The following is a 17,318-nucleotide window of genomic DNA, read 5'->3' as shown; positions in this document are numbered from 1 at the left end:
GCGTACGTCACCAGGTGACGGCGCTGTGAATGTGTGAACTGAAGGGGCGCCTGTTTGTTCGGGCGCCCCTTCGGTGTGTCACACCGGCCGGATAGGCTGGACGGATGACGCGTGCCGAGCAGCCAACGGTCGGAAACCCGGCCCCCGACGACGCCCTGGTCGCAGATTCCCGAGAGCGTGCTGTCCGCGCCTTGCTGCGCGTGCCGCAGCTGAAGCGCCTCTGGAGCGCTCAGCTCGTCGGTGGTGTCGGCGATGCCCTCGCCCTCCTTGTCCTTGTGGTGCTCGCGCTGCAGGCGGCCATCGCCGAGGGGGCGTTCGGGGGCGGCTATCGAGGAGTCGCGTTCGCGGTCACCGCCGTCTTCGGGGCACGCGTTCTCGCGACGCTGCTCTTCGGGGCGGTGCTTCTGGGGCCGCTGAGTTCGATCACCTCACCGGACGGGCCGCTCGACCGGCGCTGGACGATGCTCGTGGCGGACGGTCTGCGGGCCGGGCTCCTGATCGTCGCCCCGCTGTGGATCGACTGGACCCAGGACAACGCGCTGGCGATGCTGCTCGTCACCGCCTTCGTGATCGGCGTCGCCGAGCGCTTCTGGACGGTCTGCCGGGAGAGCGCGGCGCCCGCGCTGCTGCCCGCACCGCCCCTGGAGGGCGCGACGGTGCGGCCGCTGCCGGACCACATGGACGCACTGCGGCGCCTGTCGCTGCGTACGGGATTCGTGGCGCTGCCCCTCGCGGCCGCCGCGCTCGTCTTCGTCACGCTGATCGGGAACCTCCTGGGCACCGGGCTCGACTGGTTCGAGGTGCACCAGGCAGGGCTCGGCTCGTTCGTCGCCGCGGGCCTCTTCGCCGCCTCGCTGTCGATCGTCTACTTCCTCGAACTTCCCGCCACGCAGACGCCACGCGCGCGTAGCCCGCTCGAAGGACTGCGCAGGCCGCGCACCGGCAGCGGCACCGACAAGGGCCGCACCGGCGCGATCCCGCTGCTCGTCGCCGCCTGCGCCGCGATCGCCGGGGCCGTCGCCGCCGCCGTGGCCGTAGCCGTGCTGCACGCCAAGGACCTGGACGGCGGGCCCGTCACGTACGGCCTGATCGTCCTCGCGCTCACCGGCGGCACCGTCGTCGGCATCCGCACCGCACCGTCCCTGCTGCCCACGCTTCCGCGCCGCCGGCTGCTCGCGCTCGCGATCGCCCTCACCGGTGTCGCGCTGCTCGCCGCGGGCCTCGTGCCCGACGTGACGACCGTGCTGCTGCTCCTGGTGCTCACCGGGGTGGCCGCGGGCATCGCCGCGCACACCGGACACGCGCTGCTCGACCAGGAGGTCGAGGACTACCGCAGGGCGCGCACGACGGAACACCTCCAGGCGGTCGTACGCCTCTTCGTCGCACTCGGCGCGCTCATCGCCCCCGTGGTCGCGGCGGCCATCGGTCCGCACCGCTTCGTCAACGGCAAGTTCGTGTTCGACCACGGAGGCGCCGCCTTCACGCTGATGCTGGTGGGCGCGCTGCTCCTGCCGGTGGCCGCGCTGGTGCTCGCCAAGATCGACGACCGGCAGGGCGTTCCGCTGCGGCACGACCTGCGGGACGCGCTGCGCGGCGGCGACGACCCGGAGCAGGGGATCGCTGCCACGGGCTTCTTCATCGCCCTGGAGGGCGGCGACGGCGCGGGCAAGTCCACACAGGCCGAGGCGCTCGCCGAGTGGATCAGGGCCAAGGGCCACGAGGTCGTCGTGACGCGCGAGCCCGGAGCCACGCCGGTCGGCAAGCGGCTGCGCTCGATCCTGCTCGACGTGTCGTCGGCAGGCCTCTCGCACCGCGCCGAGGCACTTCTGTACGCCGCCGACCGCGCCGAGCACGTCGACACGGTCGTACGTCCCGCCCTCGAGCGGGGCGCGGTCGTCATCTCCGACCGGTACATCGACTCGTCCGTGGCGTATCAGGGAGCGGGGCGCGACCTGTCCCCGACCGAGATCGCCCGCATCTCGCGCTGGGCGACGGCGGGGCTCGTGCCGAATCTGACGGTGCTGCTCGACGTCTCTCCGGAGGCGGCCAGGGAGCGGTTCACCGAGGCGCCCGACCGTCTGGAGTCGGAGCCCGCCGAGTTCCACACGCGCGTGCGGTCCGGTTTCCTGACCCTCGCCGCGGCCGACCCGGGCCGGTATCTGGTGATCGACGCCGCTCAGGAGCCGGAGGCGGTCACGACCGTCGCCCGGCACCGGCTCGACCTGATGCTGCCGCTCTCCGAGGCCGAGGTGAAGGCGCAGGAGGAGGCCCGCAAGGCGGCCGAGGAAGAGGCGCGCCGCAAGGCCGAGGAAGAAGCCGCGCGCAAGGCCGAGGAGGAGCGGATCGAGCGCGAGCGCCAGGAGCAGCTCGCCAAGCTCCGCGCCGAGGAGGAGGAGCGGGCGCGCCGCGAGCTGGAGGAGGCGCAGCGCCGCGAGGCCGAGCGCCAGGCCGAGGAGGCCAGGCAGCGCGCCGAGGAGGCCAAGCGCCGGGCCGAGGAGGAGCAGGCGCGACTGCTCGCCGAGGAGAAGGTGCGCGCAGCCGAGGAGGCGCGCCGCCGCCGGGAGGCGGAGGAAGAGGCGCGGCTTCGGGCCGAGGCGGAGGCGCGTCGGGTCGAGAAGCAGCGCAAGGCGGAGGAAGCCCTGCTGCGGGCCGAGGAGGCGCGGCGCCTGGCGGCGGCTTCGGCGGCGGCCGCGGCTGCCGCTTCGGCTGCTACTACTGCTTCTGCTTCTTCGACGGCGGCTGCTCCGGCTCCTTCCGCGTCCCGTTCGAAGCCGGCTCCGGCTCCGGTTCCGGCTGAGTCCCCCTCGGATGCCGTGCCGGACAACGAGACGACGGTGCCCACTCCCATGGTGAAGCCCGGTGCACAGGCGCCGGGTGCGGCCGACGAGACCGCGGTGCTCCCGCCGGTTCGGGACACGTCCGCCTCGGAGGAGACCGAGGTGCTGCCGCAGCCGCCGGTGCCGGGGGCCGCCGACGAGACCGCGGTACTGCCTTCCGTACGGGAGGACAAGGTGCCGCCGGGGTACTTCCGAGACGAGCGTCCTGCTCCCGCGCCGGACGGCGGGGGCGACGGCGGGGGCGGGAACGACCGGACCCGTGAGCTGCCCCAGGTCGACGAGCAGGGAACTCCCCGGCAGCGGCCGCGCTCGGACTGGGCGGAGGAGACTCCGCTGGATGATCTGCCTTCGCTGGCCGATGAGTTGCTGGGCGATCCGGACGACGACGAGGGCGGCCGCGGCCGAGGCCGGGGCCGGGGCAGGAACGGGCGCTGAGCTTCGCGCTGAGCCCCGCGCTGTACGACGCCGCACGGGCGCCCCGCAGGACATCCTGCGGGGCGCCCTGCGTTGTCAGTGGCGTGCTCCACAATGAATGCGACAGCGTGACGTGCGAGTACGGGGTGCGGCGAGGTACGGGGCGCGGCGAGGTGCGGGGTGCGACGCGGCGACGTGAGCGCAAGTACAACAGCAAGTGCAAGAGCAAGACCAAGACCAAGAGCAAGCAGGGTGGAGGCGGTGACCGATGACCGTATGGGACGACCTGGTGGGCCAGGATCGGGTGAGTGAGCAGCTCGGTGCCGCCGCTCGGGACGCCGACACGCTGGTCACCGCCGTGGCCACGGGCGCTCCGCGGCCCGAGGCGTCGAAGATGACGCACGCCTGGCTGTTCACGGGACCGCCCGGCTCCGGGCGGTCCACCGCTGCCCGCGCCTTCGGCGCCGCGCTCCAGTGCACCAGCCCGGACCGCGCGCTCGGCGGCGCCCCCGGCTGCGGCTTCTGCGACGGGTGCCACACGAGCCTGGTCGGCACGCACGCCGACGTCGAAGTGGTGCGTACGGACCTGCTGTCCATCGGCGTCAAGGAGACCCGCGAGCTGGTCAGGCGGGCCCAGATGTCGCCCGCGGGCGGCCGCTGGCAGGTCATCGTCCTGGAGGACGCCGACCGCCTCACCGAGGGCGCGGGCAACGTCCTGCTGAAGGCAGTGGAGGAGCCCGCCCCGCGCACCGTATGGCTGCTCTGCGCGCCCTCGCTGGAGGACGTGCTGCCCACCATCCGCTCCCGCTGCCGCCATCTGACGCTGCGTACGCCTCCGGTGGACGCCGTCGCGGACGTGCTCATCCGGCGCGACGGCATCGAGCCGGACGTCGCCGCTGCCGCCGCGCGCGCCACCCAGGGGCACATCGGCCGCGCCCGCCGCCTCGCGACCGACCCGCGGGCGCGCGAGCGCCGTGCCGCCGTGCTCAAGCTGCCCCTGCGGGTGGAGGACATCGGTGGCTGCCTCAAGGCCGCGCAGGAGTTGATCGACACGGCCGGCGACGACGCGAAGCAGGTCGCCGAGGAGGTCGACGTCAAGGAGACCGACGACCTGAAGGCGGCGCTCGGCGCGGAGAAGGGCGGCCGGATGCCGCGCGGCACGGCGGGCATCATGAAGGAACTGGAGGACCGGCAGAAGCGCCGCAAGACCCGTACGCAGCGCGACAGCCTCGACCTCGCACTCATCGAGCTGACCGGCGTCTATCGGGACGTGCTCACCCTGCAGCTCGGCTCCCGCGTGGCGCTGGCCAACACGGAGGTGCTCGACATGCTGGAGCGCCTGGCGCGCGGCACATCGCCGGAGTCCACGCTGCGCCGCATCGAGGCGATCGGCGCCTGCCGCACCGCACTCGACCGCAATGTGGCGCCGCTGCTCGCGGTGGAGGCGATGGCGGTGGCGTTGCGGGCGGGCTAGGCCGGTTGGCACCGGGAGCGGTGGGGTCGGCCGAGGGGCGGGGGGCGGATGCCCTACGACTGACCAACGGGCAGACGGATGCCCGGCGACTGGCCAAGGGGTGGACGGCTGCCCGGCGACTGACCAAGGGGCAGACGGATGCCCGGCGACCGGCCGAGGGGTGGACGAGGGTCCGAGGATTGACGGAGTCACCCATACGGGCACTTTGCGTCACCAGTCCAACTCATAGCGTTACGCTCGCGTGATGCGCATCAGAGGACTCCGCACCCCCGCGACCGTGTTCCTGGCCGCCGGACTGCTCATCTCCGGCTGCTCGGCCGGGAGCTCGACGGCGGACGCGTCCATGGCCGCGCTGCCCCGCGCCACTCCGGAAGGGCTGTCTCCGTACTACGGACAGAAGCTGAACTGGCGCGAGTGCGGCGTCCCCGGCTTCGAGTGCTCCACGATGAAGGCGCCGCTGGACTACGCCAAGCCGGACGGCGAGGCCATCAAGCTCGCCGTCTCCCGGAAGAAGGCAACAGGCCCCGGCAAGCGCCTGGGCTCGCTCCTGGTCAACCCGGGCGGCCCCGGCGGCTCGGCGATCGGCTACCTCCAGACGTACGCGGCACTCGGTTACCCCGAAGAGGTCCGCGCCCAGTACGACATGGCCGCGGTCGACCCACGCGGCGTGGCCCGCAGCGAGCCCGTCACCTGCCTCAACGGCAAGCAGATGGACGCGTACACGCAGACGGACATCACACCGGACGACGAGCGCGAGACCGCCGAACTGTCGGACTCCTTCAAGAAGTTCGCGGCGGGCTGCGAGAAGCAATCCGGTGAGATCCTGCCGCATGTCTCCACGGTCGAGGCGGCCCGCGACATGGACATCCTGCGCGCGGCGCTCGGCGACGAGAAGCTGAGCTACGTGGGCGCTTCGTACGGCACGTTCCTGGGAGCGACGTACGCCGGGCTCTACCCCGACCGCGTCGGGCGCCTCGTCCTGGACGGAGCGATGGACCCCTCGCTGCCGGCCCGCCGTATGAACCGGGATCAGACGGCGGGCTTCGAGACGGCGTTCCAGTCGTTCGCCAAGGACTGCGTGGGGCAGTCGGACTGCCCGCTCGGGACGAAGAGCGAGGAGGACGCGGGCAAGCGCCTCAAGTCCCTCTTCGACGACCTGGACCGCACGCCGATCCCCACGGGCGACTCCGACGGCCGCAAGCTCGGCGAGGCGCTCGCCACGACGGGCGTGATCGCGGCGATGTACGACGAGGCCGCCTGGCCCCAGCTGCGCACGGCGCTGGCCGCCGCGATCAAGGAAAAGGACGGCGCGGGCCTGCTCTCGCTCTCGGACAGCTACTACGAGCGCGACGGCGACGGAACGTACGCGAACCTCATGTTCGCCAACGCCGCCGTGAACTGCCTCGACCTGCCCCCGGCCTTCGGCACGGCGGACGAGGTGAAGAAGTCGCTCCCGGACTTCGAGGAGGCCTCCCCGGTCTTCGGCGAGGGCCTGGCCTGGGCCTCGCTGAACTGCGCGTACTGGCCGGTGAAGGCGACGGGGGAGTCGCACCGCATCGAGGCGGAGGGCGCGGCCCCGATCGTCGTGGTCGGCACCACCCGCGACCCGGCGACCCCCTACCGCTGGGCCGAGGCCCTGGCCGACCAGCTCTCCTCGGGCAAGCTGCTCACGTACGAGGGAGACGGGCACACGGCGTACGGACGCGGCAGCAAGTGCGTGGACTCGGCGATCAACGAGTACTTGCTGGACGGCAAGGCCCCGGAGGACGGAAAGCGCTGCTCACAGGGGTGATGCGGTCGAGGAGCCCGCGTCAGCCGGGGGTGTACGGAGCACCCCCGGAAACTGTGTAGACTTGGCGTCGCTGCTGATCGCACCATAGGTGCGGGACGCGTGCCGCCTTAGCTCAGATGGCCAGAGCAACGCACTCGTAATGCGTAGGTCTCGGGTTCGAATCCCGAAGGCGGCTCGGATTAACCCCAGGACTCACTCGCCGTGACCTGGGGTTTTTTCATGCCGGGATGCGGCGGGGCGGAACGCAATGTTCTTCGTGGAGTCCTGCGCGCCAAGGGGGGAGGCCCCCGACAGGAAGAACGCCCCGCACCTGTCGGTGCGGGGCCAGTGAGTGGGCGGTCAGCGGAGGGGCGGCAAGGCGCTTTCTGCGTGATCGATGACGTTGCCGTTGGAGCAGTTGTTCTTGTGATCGCCCACCCAGTCGCCGAGCACCGGGACGACGGCGACCTCTTGCAGGCACACGGCCGCCGCGGTGAAGTTCCAGTTGTTCGCGGCGTTCATGCCGCCGCCGAAGTTGCTGTCGTTGTCGGCGTGGGCGGGGGTGGCCAGGGCGATGGTGCCGAGGGCGAGGCCGGCGATCTTGGTGATCTTCTTCATGGGCTGACAACGAAGATCACTCAGGAACGTCACCGTCGCTGGGCAATGCTGCGCGCCTGGGCGCTGGACGGATGACGGCGCACGCGGGCGCGGTCGGCAGTCGCTGGTTGTGAAGTGCCCATGTCCTCGTTCAGGGCGGGGTATCTGTTGAGTCGGACGCTCAGGACGCCACGAGACCGGGAGGCTGATTCGATGACGACCAAGCCGATGCCTGCGGAATGCCGGAAGGACTGCGCGTGCGGTCCGGGCTGTCAGTGCGGTTGCCAGAGCGGTGGTCCTTGCCAGTGCGGCGGCTGCAGTTGACGGCTTGAGGTCGGGGCACGGGCACGGGCACGGGTACGGGCACGACCAAGCCCCAGGGCGCACTGCCGTGGCCTGGGGCTTCTGTGTTTCGTGGAGGGGTTGGTTACTTCGGGTCGCGGTTGAAGACTGCCTTTGACCAGTAGTAGCCGAGGGCCGTGAGTGCCACGGACCAAGCGAGCGTGAGCCAGCCGTTGTTGCCGATCTCGGTGCCGAGCAGCAGGCCGCGCAGGGTTTCGATGGCCGGGGTGAAGGGCTGGTACTCGGCGATCGGCTGGAACCAGCCCGGCATCGCGTCGACCGGGACGAAGGCGCTGGAGAAGAGCGGCAGCAGGATCAGCGGCATCGCGTTGTTGCTGGCCGCCTCGGCGTTCGGGCTGACCAGCCCCATGCCGACCGCGACCCAGGTGAGCGACATCGCGAAGAGCGCGAGGAGTCCGAACGCCGCGAGCCATTCCAGGACCGTGGCGTCCGTGGAGCGGAAGCCGATGGCCACGCCGACCGCGCCCACGAAGACCACGCTCATGACCGACTGGAGCACGCTGCCGATGACGTGTCCGATGATCACCGAGCCGCGGTGGATGGCCATGGTGCGGAAGCGGGCGATGATGCCCTCGGACATGTCGGTGGAGACGGACACCGCTGTGCCGACCGTGGTGCCGCCGATCGTCATCAGCAGGATGCCCGGGACGATGTAGGCGATGTACTCGGACCGGTCCGCCCCACCGCCGCCGCCGATGCCCGCGCTCATCACGTCGCCGAAAAGGTAGACGAAGAGCAGCAGCAGCATGATCGGTGTGAGCAGCAGGTTGAGGGTGAGGGACGGGTAGCGCCGGGCGTGCAGGAGGTTGCGGCGCAGCATCGTGGAGGAGTCGCGGACCGCGAGGGAGAGGGAGGTCATCGGACGTTCTCCTTGGTCTGGTTGGGGATGCCGGCCGGGCCTGTCAGGGCGAAGAAGACGTCGTCCAGGTCGGGGGTGTGCACGGTCAGTTCGTCCGCCTCGATGTCGGCGGAGTCCAGCCAGTCGAGGATGGCGCGCAGTTCGCGCTGGGTGCCGTCGCTGGGGATCTGCAGGGACAGGGCCTCGTCGTCCCTGGTGACCTCGCGCAGGGCAGATGCGGCTGACTGGTACGCCGCCGGGTCGGTGAAGCGGAGGCGGATGTGTCCGCCGGGGATCAGGCGCTTCAGTTCTTCCGCTGTTCCTTCGGCTGCGATCTTGCCGTCGTTCAGTACCGCGATGCGGTCGGCCAGTTCGTCCGCCTCTTCCAGGTACTGCGTGGTGAGGAAGACCGTGACGCCGTCGGAGACCAGTTCGCGGATGATGCCCCACATGTTGTGGCGGCTGCGGGGGTCGAGGCCTGTGGTCGGTTCGTCCAGGAAGATGATCCGCGGGGCTCCGACCAGCGTCATCGCGATGTCCAGGCGGCGCTTCATGCCGCCGGAGTAGGTGGATGCGGGCTTCTTGGCGGCCTCGGTGAGGTCGAAGCGTTCCAGCAACTCGGCTGCTGTCCGGCGCCCTTCGGACTTGGAGAGGTGGTGCAGGTCCGCCATGAGGAGCATGTTCTCCTCGCCGGTGATCAGGCCGTCGACCGCGGAGAACTGGCCGGTGACGCCGATCGCGGTACGCACGGACTGCGGGTCGGCGGCGACGTCGTGGCCCGCCACCTGGGCCTGACCGCCGTCCGCCCTGATGAGGGTCGAGAGGATCTTCACGGCGGTTGTCTTGCCTGCGCCGTTCGGGCCGAGCAGGGCGAACACAGTGCCGGCCGGGATGTGCAGATCGATCCCGTCGAGGACGACCTTTTCGCCGTACGACTTGCGCAGGGCGACGGCGGAGACGGCTGCGGGCGACGCGTGGCCATCACTTTGACTGGTCGTGTGCATGACAGATGAAGGCATGGGGTCCTCCCGGTCGAGGGTCGGAACGCAGTGGCGGTGTGAGTGAGTGCGTGCCGTGCGTGGCGTGCGTGCTGGTGTGGGGTGACTGGCGAAGGGCGGCCGGAGGCGGTGAGCGCTCAGGCGCGGGATCGGCGGATGTCGATGTTGCCCCACCGCGTCCGGGCGCGGACCTCGACGGTGTCCTCGGTCTTCTCCGGGGTCTCGGACGCGGTGAGCGTGTTGCGCACCTGTCCGCGGCCGGAGCTGACGTCGAGCCAGGCGGCCGTGCCCTCGCGGATGCCGATGTCGATGGCCCCGTAGCTGGTCTCCAACTGCACTGTCCCGCGGGCGACTTCGGCCACACGCAGGGTGCCGTGCGCGGTGGTGGCGGCGACCGAGCCCTCGGCGCGCTCGATGCTGATGTCGCCGTTCGCGCCGCTCACCCGCAGATCGCCGGACGCGGTGCCGACGTTCGTCGAGCCGTGCGAGTTCTTCAGGACGGCGGTGCCGTCGACGGTGCCGACGCGCAGGCTGCCGGAGCTGGTGGTGATCTCGGCGGGGCCCTCCACCCGGTCGACGGTGATCGAGCCGTGGGAGGCGGTCAGGTTCAGCGGGCCGGTCGTGTCGAGGCGGACGTCGCCGGACGAGGTCTTCACGCGGACCTCGCCGAGCCGGCCATCGCCGAGCACCTGGGTCCACGCGCCGGTCAGTTCGACGCCCGAGTCCGCGGGCAGTTCGACGGTCACGTCGACGGTGCCGGTGGGGCCGACGAGGTAGCGCTGCTTGGGCGTCTTGATGTGCAGCCTGCCGCCCGAGTAGGTGACTTCGGTCTGCTCGGCGGCCCGCACGTCCTGGCGCTTCTTCGGGTCCCGGGGCGCTACGTCCACGACGGTGTCGGTGCGGTCGCCCGCAGCGAACTGGATGGATCCCGCGTCCACCTGGGCGTTGACCGAGATCGGCTGGGGAGTGTCGAAAGAAGGCATGGCTGTCCCGTCCTCTTGGGTCCTCTTGAGTGTTCGTGGCGTCCCGCGGGCGTGGGCGGCGGGGCGGGGTTCGTGCGAGGGGTTGGTGCGAGGGGTGGATGTGAGGGGTGGGTCCGCTCGGGTCAGCTCACCCAGCCCGTGAAGCTCTGGCCGATGGACCTGGTCTTCGCGGGGGTGCGGGGGGCGGAGGTGGAGCCGCCCGTGTCGACCGCGGCCGACACGGCACGGATCAGCCACGCGTTGACCGACAGGCCCTCGCGGCTCGCGGCCTCCTCGGCGCGGGCCTTGAGGTGGGCCGGCAGGCGGAGATTGACGCGGGCGGTGCCGCCCTCGTCGGTGTCGGCCGGGGTCGATGCGCTCGCCGGGGCCGCGGCAGGTGCCGGAGCCGGTGCGTCGAGTGGTTCGGTCTGGTCCTCGTGCTGCGGCAGTACCACCACGAAGTCGGGGTCGAGGCCACGCAGTCGTACGTCGACCGAGCCGGGGGCGAGCTCGCGGGTGATCTCGTCCATCGCGGCGGAGAGCACGTTGAGCATGGTCAGACGGGTCGCCGACTCCAGCGGGGCGGTGAGCCGCTCGGCCAGCTCGCGGGCTTCCTCGCCGCCGGCTTCGGCGGCCACCGCGAGTTCGCGGCGGAGGTTGTCGACATACGGCGTGAGGTCCATGACGCCATCATGGCACCACTGTGGCGCCATCTGCAAGCCTGGGAGGTGCTGGGTGTGGGGTCGGCTTGGGGTGAGCTGCGCTGACCTGCGGAAACGTGGAGAGGCTGGCCTGGGGTGTCGTGGCACCTCGCCTGTTCGCGTGCTTCCTGGTGTGCGGGATGGCGCCGCGTGGTGCTGTTTGGCGCCGCTTGGCGCCAACTGGCGCTGGATGGTGTCAGGTGGTGCCATGTGGCGCCATGTGGTGTCGCGGGGGATGGGCGTCCGCTCTCGGTGCCTACCGGGCTCCGGGCGTGACCGTGGCCGAGCCCGGGTCCCGCCGTGCGCTCCCCTCGTCCGCACGGACGGACGCGGGTCCGGCCACGGGGTTCAGTGTGGACCGCAGGTCGACCTGATTGGAAGATCTTTCTAGAAAGTTGTACTGCTGTTGCTCGGCGGGAGCGGTCGTTCGCGGCCTTGCGCGGTGCTGCGTGCGAGCCCTATGGCGTGCGTATCAGCGTGCGTATCAGCGTGCGTATCAGCGTGCGTACGAGCCTAGGCCGACCAGGCAGTAGACGTACTCGTTGATGGTCGAGCCGTTGAGGGTGTAGCGGTACGAGAAGGCGTACTGCGTCCGGGGGTTGTCGTCGCAGCGGCTCATCTCCGACGTCATGGGGATCGTCTGGATCACCTCGTAGTGGGCGTCGGACGCCGAGCAGGACACCTCTTCCACGTCGTCGACCTCTTGCGCGGTCGTGGAGTCCGGCAGCGTGCCGTTGAGGCAGGTGCCCGACCGGAAGGGGGTGGGGGCCTCGCTGGTGGGGGTGGCCACCGGGTCGGTCCCCGTATCGGCTCCGGTGTCGGTTCCGGCATCGGTTCCGGTGGCGTACGGATCGTCCGTGGACGGGGCGTCCGTGTAGGGGTCGCTCGTGTACGGGGTGCTGGTGGACGGGTCGTACGATCCCTGGCTCGTCGAGGAGCTCGGAGAGGCGCTGTCGCTGTCGTCGTCCCCCTGGTTCAGGAGCAGGATGACGACGAGCACGGCGCCGACGGCGCCCAGTGTCGCCAGGCAGCCGCGGGCGGTGGAGCCGGGTGCGGAGCCGGGTGCGGAGCCGGGTGTGGGGCCGGGTGTGGGGCCAGGGCGCGGCGCTGGCGATATGGGTTCAGGCACGGGGTCAGTATGATTCAGCGGGCCGTTTGGGTGGAGTGTTTTTCTAGAAAGGTGCTCTAGAAGTGGTGTGCTCTACGCTGGTGGCACCATGAGCCCCAAGCAACAGCGCGGTGAAGAGACCGCCGACCGACTCCTGGATGCCGCGCTCCAGGTCTACGCCGAGTCCGGAGAGCAGGGCGTCACCGTCGGCGCGCTCACCAAGACCAGCGGTGTCAGCCTCGGGAGTCTCTACCACCACTTCGGCAGCGTCGACGGCCTCATGAACGCTTTGCTGCTGCGCTGGCTCGGCCGGCTTCTCGCCGAGATGGCCGCTTCCGTGGAGCGGTCCCGTACGGCACGGACCGGTATCCGCTCCCTTGTGCGGGCCTACCTCAAGTTCATCAAGGAGAACCCGGACGCCGCGCGGCTCCTGCACTCCTCGTACGCCGACCGGCTCGGGATGGCTCAGGCCAGGCAGCTCCGTGACGCGCAGGAGGCCAGGCTGTCCCCGATGACCGACTGGATGCAGCGGCACGTGGATTCGGGTGAGGTTGCTCCGCTGCCGATGCCCTTGATCGAGGGGCTGGTCCTGGGGCCCGTCGTCGCGACCGCGCGTCGCTGGCTCTCCGGTTTCGACGATGTCGACCTGGATCAGGCCGCCAGGGTTCTGCCCGAGAGGATTTGGCGTTCGCTCGTTCCTTGACCTGTCTGGGGCTCTGGCTCTGGGGCTAGCTCTAGCTCTGGGTCTGGGTCTGGGTCTGGGTCTCTGTCCGTCCGGGGGCGGGCTCGGTCAGTGGCGTAGTGCCTTGCCGATTTCTGCCTTCGGGGTGCCGGACAGGGACCGGTTGCTGCGGGCCGTGCCGGACTTCGACTTGGCCGGGTCCACGTCGCTGATGTTGAGGACGGCCGTGTCCAGGAGGTTGCCGTCGCTGTCGCGGAAGTTGACGGAGACGGTGTAGTCCGCCTTCTTGTCCGTGCTGTTGGTGGCCGTGATCCTGGCCGCTGCCCGGTCGTCCTCCGACTTGGTGGGGCCGTCGACCTTTACGTCCGCCTTCGCGTCCACGCCGTCCTTCACCTCGGCCATCTTGGAGGCGGCGGCTTCCGTGGCGGACGAGACGGCTTCGCCCGCCTTCGCTGTCGCGGAGGCGGCCCTGTCCTTGGCCTTGTCCACGTCGCTGTCGGAGCAGGCGGTGGTGGTGAGGGCCAGGAGGGCGGTGGTGGCTGCGGCTGCGGCCAGGCGCGTGGTGCGGGTGCGAGTTCGGGCCACGCTGTGGGTGCGGGCGTGGCCGTGCGTGCGGGTGCGGTTCATGCGGACCACCTTCGGGGTGGTGCGGGGTGGGCGCGAGGTGAGGCCGCCGTATGGGTGTGCGCTGCCGGGTGCCGGGCGCTGGATGCCGGGGGCCGTGAACCGTGCTTCGGGCGGACAGGCATACCGGCACGTCCCCTCGCGGGCGTCGCCGACCGCGGGTGTGCGGGGCCGCGGCCTACTGGCCGGCGTACGTCGTTGCCCCGGGCGGGGGTGCGAGGATGCCGCGATGAGTGATGCTGATGCCTCTTACGTTCGCTATGAGTCGCCCGTGCGCCATCCGCGAGGGCACTTTCCAGGAGTGTTCGTCCTCGTCAACGGGCTTGCCAGGGAAGGGAAGTTGACGCCGGAGCAGGAGCGGTTCCGGCGGGCCAACAACGACTGGTACGACGCCGCGTATCCGATCCCGTCGAAGGTCGACCCCACCGTCTACGACCAGGACGTCACGCCCTGCGCCGTGGCCTGGTTCAAGGCCTCCGCCACCCATCTCATCGAGCGCGTACCCGGCTATCTGGAGATTCTCGACGCCCACGGCATCGAGTGCCGGGTGGTGCGGTCCTCGGATCCCGGGCGGATCGTCTACGAGGACGACTTCCAGGTCGTGGTCGTGCCTCACGAGGGGTAGGGCCGCGTCCTTGGGGGCGGGGCGAGGAGTTATGAGGATCGAGGAGTTATGAGGATCCTGTCAGGCCGCTGTCCGGATTCCGTTTGGCCCGGCCCGCCCCGCTTATGCTCCAGACCATGTGCGCTTTTGTCCTGGTCGCGGAGGACGACGAGAAACAGGCCGAGCTGGTCCGCCGCTATCTGGAGCGCGAGGGCCACACGGTCGCCGTAGTCCACGACGGGCGCGCCGCGATCGACGAGGTGCGGCGCAGGCCGCCGGACCTGCTCGTGCTCGACGTGATGATGCCGCGGGTCGACGGGCTCGGCGTCACGCGCGTCCTGCGGGGCGGGAACGGGGGTGGGACCGGAGGCGGGAACGGATCCGTCGTCGGGATTCCGATTCTGATGCTGACCGCCCGCACGACCGAGGACGATCTGCTGCTCGGGCTCGATCTCGGGGCCGATGACTATCTGACGAAGCCGTACAGCCCGCGCGAGCTGATGGCCCGCGTCCGTACGCTGCTGCGGCGCTCCCAGGGCACGCACCATCCGGTCGTCGAGGGTGCCGAAGCCGTGCCGCGTGTGCTGCGGGTCGGCGGGCTCTCCGTCGATCCCGTACGGCATGAGGTGACCGTCGACGGGCGGCTCGTCGAGTGCACGCCGGGGGAGTTCGAGCTGCTCGCCGCGCTGGCCGCGGAGCCGGAGCGGGTGTTCACACGGCCCCAGCTGCTCGATCGTATTCACGGGTCGTCCGGATACATATCCGTGCGCACCGTCGACGTGCACATCCTCAATCTGCGCAAGAAGATCGAGGTCGATCCGCGCAGGCCCCGGCATCTCGTGACCGTCTTCGGCGTCGGGTACAAGCTGACCGGCACGGCGGGCGCGGCCGTCGGGGCGGCGGCGCGCCATGGCGCGTGACATACCGTTCCGCAAGAGCCTGCTGCCGCGCCTGCTCGCCGTCTCCGTGCTCGTCTCCGTGGTCTCGATCGCCGCCACCGCCTGGCTGGCCGCGCAGACCACGTCCGGCGCGATCCGGCAGGAGCAGGGGCAGGTGCTCGCCGACGACGCCCGTGTCTACGACGAACTGCTCGGCCTCGCGGCCGGTGCGCCCGGGTGGCAGGGTGCCGAGAAGACCGTGCGGGAGCTGGCCCGGCAGACCGGGCGGCGCATCACCCTGACCACGCAGGACCGTGTCGTCATCGCCGACTCGCGACGCAAGGGCGGCGAGGGAGGCGAGGGCGGCAAGGGCGGCGAGGGCGGCAAGGGATCGGCCGGTGTCGAGCTGCCGTCCAAGGCATCGGCCGTCGTCGATCCGCTCGCCGTCGACGGGGCGTTGACCGCAGGTGCGGGGAGCGCGGACGCGGAGGCCGGGGGCCAGGACCGTATCGATCCGCGTGCGGTCGGACCCTTCCGGCTGCCGGGGACGGAGCGGAAACAGTTGGGGAAGGTGGCCGGGAGCATCGTGGGCTGCATGCAGGACCTCGGGGTTTCCGCCCGGGTCGTCCAGGGACCCAGCGGGCGTCCGCGCGTCGAGGCCCCCAACGATCCGTCCCAGCTCCTCGACTCCAGCTGCCACGATTACCGGCTCGACATGCCCACCCGTACCGAGAGCAAGGCGCTCGACCGGCTCAACGAGCTCACCAACGCGTGCCTGCGGCGCGGGGACGCCCCGCCCGTGAAGGTCGGGCTCGATCTGACGTGGTGGCAGTCGCTTGGCGTGTTCGACCGCGATTCCGGGCGCTACATCCCCACGGACGCGGAGACGGCGACGGAGAGGCCCGCGGAGCCGAGCGGTGGCCAGGTCGCACCGGAGCCGGGCGGTGGCCAGGTCGGACGGGAGCCGGGTGGCCAGGTCGGACCGGAGCCGAGCGTTCCGACCAAGGAGCCCGGCACACCCACGAGCACCCCTTCGGAATCGCCGTACGCCCCTGAAGCGGTCGGCGGTGTCAGCCGCGTCGGCAGCGAGTACGACACCAAGACCGCCGCCTGCGTGGGCAGCGCCCGGCGCGAGCAGCTCGGGCTGTACGTCTCCGAGCCCGCGCTGCTCTTCGTCACCAGCTCCGACGGTTCGCGTACCGCGGTGGCCCGTGCGGTCGAGAGCTCGCGGTTCAGCCTCTCGGGGGCCAACACCACCCGGCTCGCGGGCCTCTCGGCGGGCATCCTCGCGGTGACGGTCGCCGTGACCGCCTTCGCCGCGACCCGGCTGACCCGCCCGCTGCGGGCGCTGACCGCCGCGACCCAGCGGATGAAGACGGGCGAGGCCGCCGAACCCGTCACGGCGCGCTCGGCGGGATCGGCGGGTGAGATCCGCCAGCTCGCCGACGCCTTCAACGACATGGCCGCCCACCGCAAGGCCCTTGAGGATCAGCGCCAGGCCATGGTGAGCGACGTCGCGCACGAGCTGCGTACGCCGCTTTCGAACATCCGTGGCTGGCTGGAGGCGGCCGAGGACGGCGTGGTCGCCACCGATCCCGAGCTCGTCACCTCGCTCCTCGAAGAGGCCCTGCTTCTCCAGCACATCGTCAATGACCTGCAGGATCTCGCCGCCGCCGACGCCGGAACGCTCCGGCTGCACCGCGAGCCCGTGCACGCGTCCGACGTCGTGGACCAGGTCGCGGCGGCGCACCAGGCCGGGGCCGAGGCTGCGGGCGTACGGCTGAGCGCGACGACGCTCGGCGACCCCTGCTTCACGGCCGACCCGCTCCGGCTCCGCCAGGCGATCGGCAACCTGGTCTCCAACGCGGTCCGGCACACCCCGGAGGGCGGCAGCGTGACGATCAGCTGCCGGGCCACGCTCGACGCGGTGGTGGTGGAGGTCGCCGACACCGGTACCGGCATCGATCCCGATGACCTGCCGCACGTCTTCGACCGCTTCTGGCGCGCGGACAAGTCACGTACGCGGGCGACCGGCGGCAGCGGGCTCGGCCTCGCGATCGTCCGCCAGCTGGTGGAGGGGCACGGCGGGACGGTGACGGCGCGGAGCACGCCGGGGGAGGGGGCGGTGTTCACGGTGCGGGTGCCGTCGGGATGACGGGCGCCGCGAGTGTTACCCGGGGATACCACCGCGGGGCGTCATGGCGGGCCTCATAGCGGGCCTCATAGCGGGCCTCATGGCGGGCCTTGTCCGCGTGAGCGAATGGTGGGAGATCCGTGAGCACCTGGTGCCGGATTCCGGAGACCGACGCGTGTGGCCGGGGTCCGTGGGCAGGTGCGTGCCGCGCGGGCACGGTGACGTTCGTGCGGCTGACCCGATTCCGCGAGCACCCCAACTTCCCCACCCCGTAAGGAAGTTGAGGATGCATCGCAGAAACTGAGCGGGCCCGGCCGCAACGGTGACACTCCC

14 protein-coding genes and 1 tRNA gene are annotated in these 17,318 nt (G+C 71.0%); 8 read left to right on the top strand and 7 right to left on the bottom strand.

What is annotated here, in order from left to right:
* The first annotated feature begins 104 nt into the window (after positions 1-104).
* From tmk to AC07AG_RS23110, 4 genes are all read left to right on the top strand, one after another.
* Positions 105-3,272, top strand: a complete 3,168-nt coding sequence (gene tmk / locus AC07AG_RS23125; RefSeq protein ID WP_478757262.1) for a dTMP kinase — start codon at positions 105-107, stop codon at positions 3,270-3,272.
* Positions 3,273-3,519: 247 nt separating this feature from the next.
* Positions 3,520-4,725: a DNA polymerase III subunit delta' gene (locus AC07AG_RS23120; protein WP_249588658.1), complete on the top strand. Its 1,206-nt coding sequence runs from the start codon at positions 3,520-3,522 to the stop codon at positions 4,723-4,725.
* 244 nt (positions 4,726-4,969) lie between these two features.
* Positions 4,970-6,517, top strand: a complete 1,548-nt coding sequence (locus AC07AG_RS23115; RefSeq protein ID WP_478757260.1) for an alpha/beta hydrolase — start codon at positions 4,970-4,972, stop codon at positions 6,515-6,517.
* Positions 6,518-6,618: 101 nt separating this feature from the next.
* A tRNA-Thr gene (locus AC07AG_RS23110) sits at positions 6,619-6,692 on the top strand.
* A gap of 164 nt (positions 6,693-6,856) precedes the next feature.
* Here the strand turns inward: AC07AG_RS23110 and AC07AG_RS23105 are convergent.
* The 6 genes from AC07AG_RS23105 to AC07AG_RS23080 all read right to left on the bottom strand — a co-directional run bounded on the left by AC07AG_RS23105 (position 6,857) and on the right by AC07AG_RS23080 (position 12,084).
* Positions 6,857-7,114: a hypothetical protein gene (locus AC07AG_RS23105; protein ID WP_478757258.1), complete on the bottom strand. Its 258-nt coding sequence runs from the start codon at positions 7,112-7,114 to the stop codon at positions 6,857-6,859.
* Between the two features lie 406 nt (positions 7,115-7,520).
* Complete coding sequence (locus AC07AG_RS23100) at positions 7,521-8,315, bottom strand: ABC transporter permease (protein ID WP_478757256.1); 795 nt, start codon at positions 8,313-8,315, stop codon at positions 7,521-7,523.
* Complete coding sequence (locus tag AC07AG_RS23095) at positions 8,312-9,298, bottom strand: ATP-binding cassette domain-containing protein (RefSeq protein WP_478757910.1); 987 nt, start codon at positions 9,296-9,298, stop codon at positions 8,312-8,314. The genes AC07AG_RS23100 and AC07AG_RS23095 overlap by 4 nt, the downstream gene beginning before the upstream one ends.
* 131 nt (positions 9,299-9,429) lie before the next feature.
* Entirely contained in the window at positions 9,430-10,275 is an 846-nt protein-coding gene (locus AC07AG_RS23090; RefSeq protein WP_478757255.1) for a DUF4097 family beta strand repeat-containing protein, read from the bottom strand.
* 122 nt (positions 10,276-10,397) lie between these two features.
* On the bottom strand, positions 10,398-10,937 hold the full coding sequence (locus AC07AG_RS23085; RefSeq protein ID WP_478757253.1) for a hypothetical protein: 540 nt from the start codon (positions 10,935-10,937) through the stop codon (positions 10,398-10,400).
* Between the two features lie 514 nt (positions 10,938-11,451).
* A complete protein-coding gene (locus AC07AG_RS23080) occupies positions 11,452-12,084 on the bottom strand; it encodes an LppU/SCO3897 family protein (RefSeq protein WP_478757251.1) in 633 nt (210 codons plus the stop codon).
* An 88-nt stretch (positions 12,085-12,172) separates the two neighbouring features.
* Here AC07AG_RS23080 and AC07AG_RS23075 point away from each other — a divergent pair, with 88 nt between their 5' ends.
* Positions 12,173-12,766, top strand: coding sequence for a TetR/AcrR family transcriptional regulator (locus tag AC07AG_RS23075; RefSeq protein WP_478757249.1), 594 nt, complete (start codon positions 12,173-12,175; stop codon positions 12,764-12,766).
* 87 nt (positions 12,767-12,853) lie between these two features.
* On the opposite strand, the gene AC07AG_RS23070 is transcribed toward AC07AG_RS23075, so the two are convergent.
* Positions 12,854-13,372, bottom strand: coding sequence for an FxLYD domain-containing protein (locus AC07AG_RS23070; protein WP_478757247.1), 519 nt, complete (start codon positions 13,370-13,372; stop codon positions 12,854-12,856).
* Positions 13,373-13,598: 226 nt separating this feature from the next.
* On the opposite strand from AC07AG_RS23070, the gene AC07AG_RS23065 reads away from it, so the two are divergent.
* The 3 genes from AC07AG_RS23065 (at position 13,599) to AC07AG_RS23055 (ending at position 17,006) form a co-directional block, all read left to right on the top strand.
* Positions 13,599-13,994, top strand: coding sequence for a hypothetical protein (locus AC07AG_RS23065; protein WP_478757245.1), 396 nt, complete (start codon positions 13,599-13,601; stop codon positions 13,992-13,994).
* 116 nt (positions 13,995-14,110) lie between these two features.
* On the top strand, positions 14,111-14,893 hold the full coding sequence (locus AC07AG_RS23060; protein WP_478757244.1) for a response regulator transcription factor: 783 nt from the start codon (positions 14,111-14,113) through the stop codon (positions 14,891-14,893).
* Positions 14,883-17,006, top strand: coding sequence for a sensor histidine kinase (locus AC07AG_RS23055; RefSeq protein WP_478757242.1), 2,124 nt, complete (start codon positions 14,883-14,885; stop codon positions 17,004-17,006). Before AC07AG_RS23060 ends, AC07AG_RS23055 begins: the two co-directional genes overlap by 11 nt.
* The last annotated feature ends 312 nt before the right edge of the window (positions 17,007-17,318 follow it).

The organism is Streptomyces sp. NPDC044044, assembly GCF_056434405.1.
The sequence above is the reverse complement of the archived record's forward strand: the minus strand, read 5'-3'. Positions and strand labels throughout refer to the sequence as shown.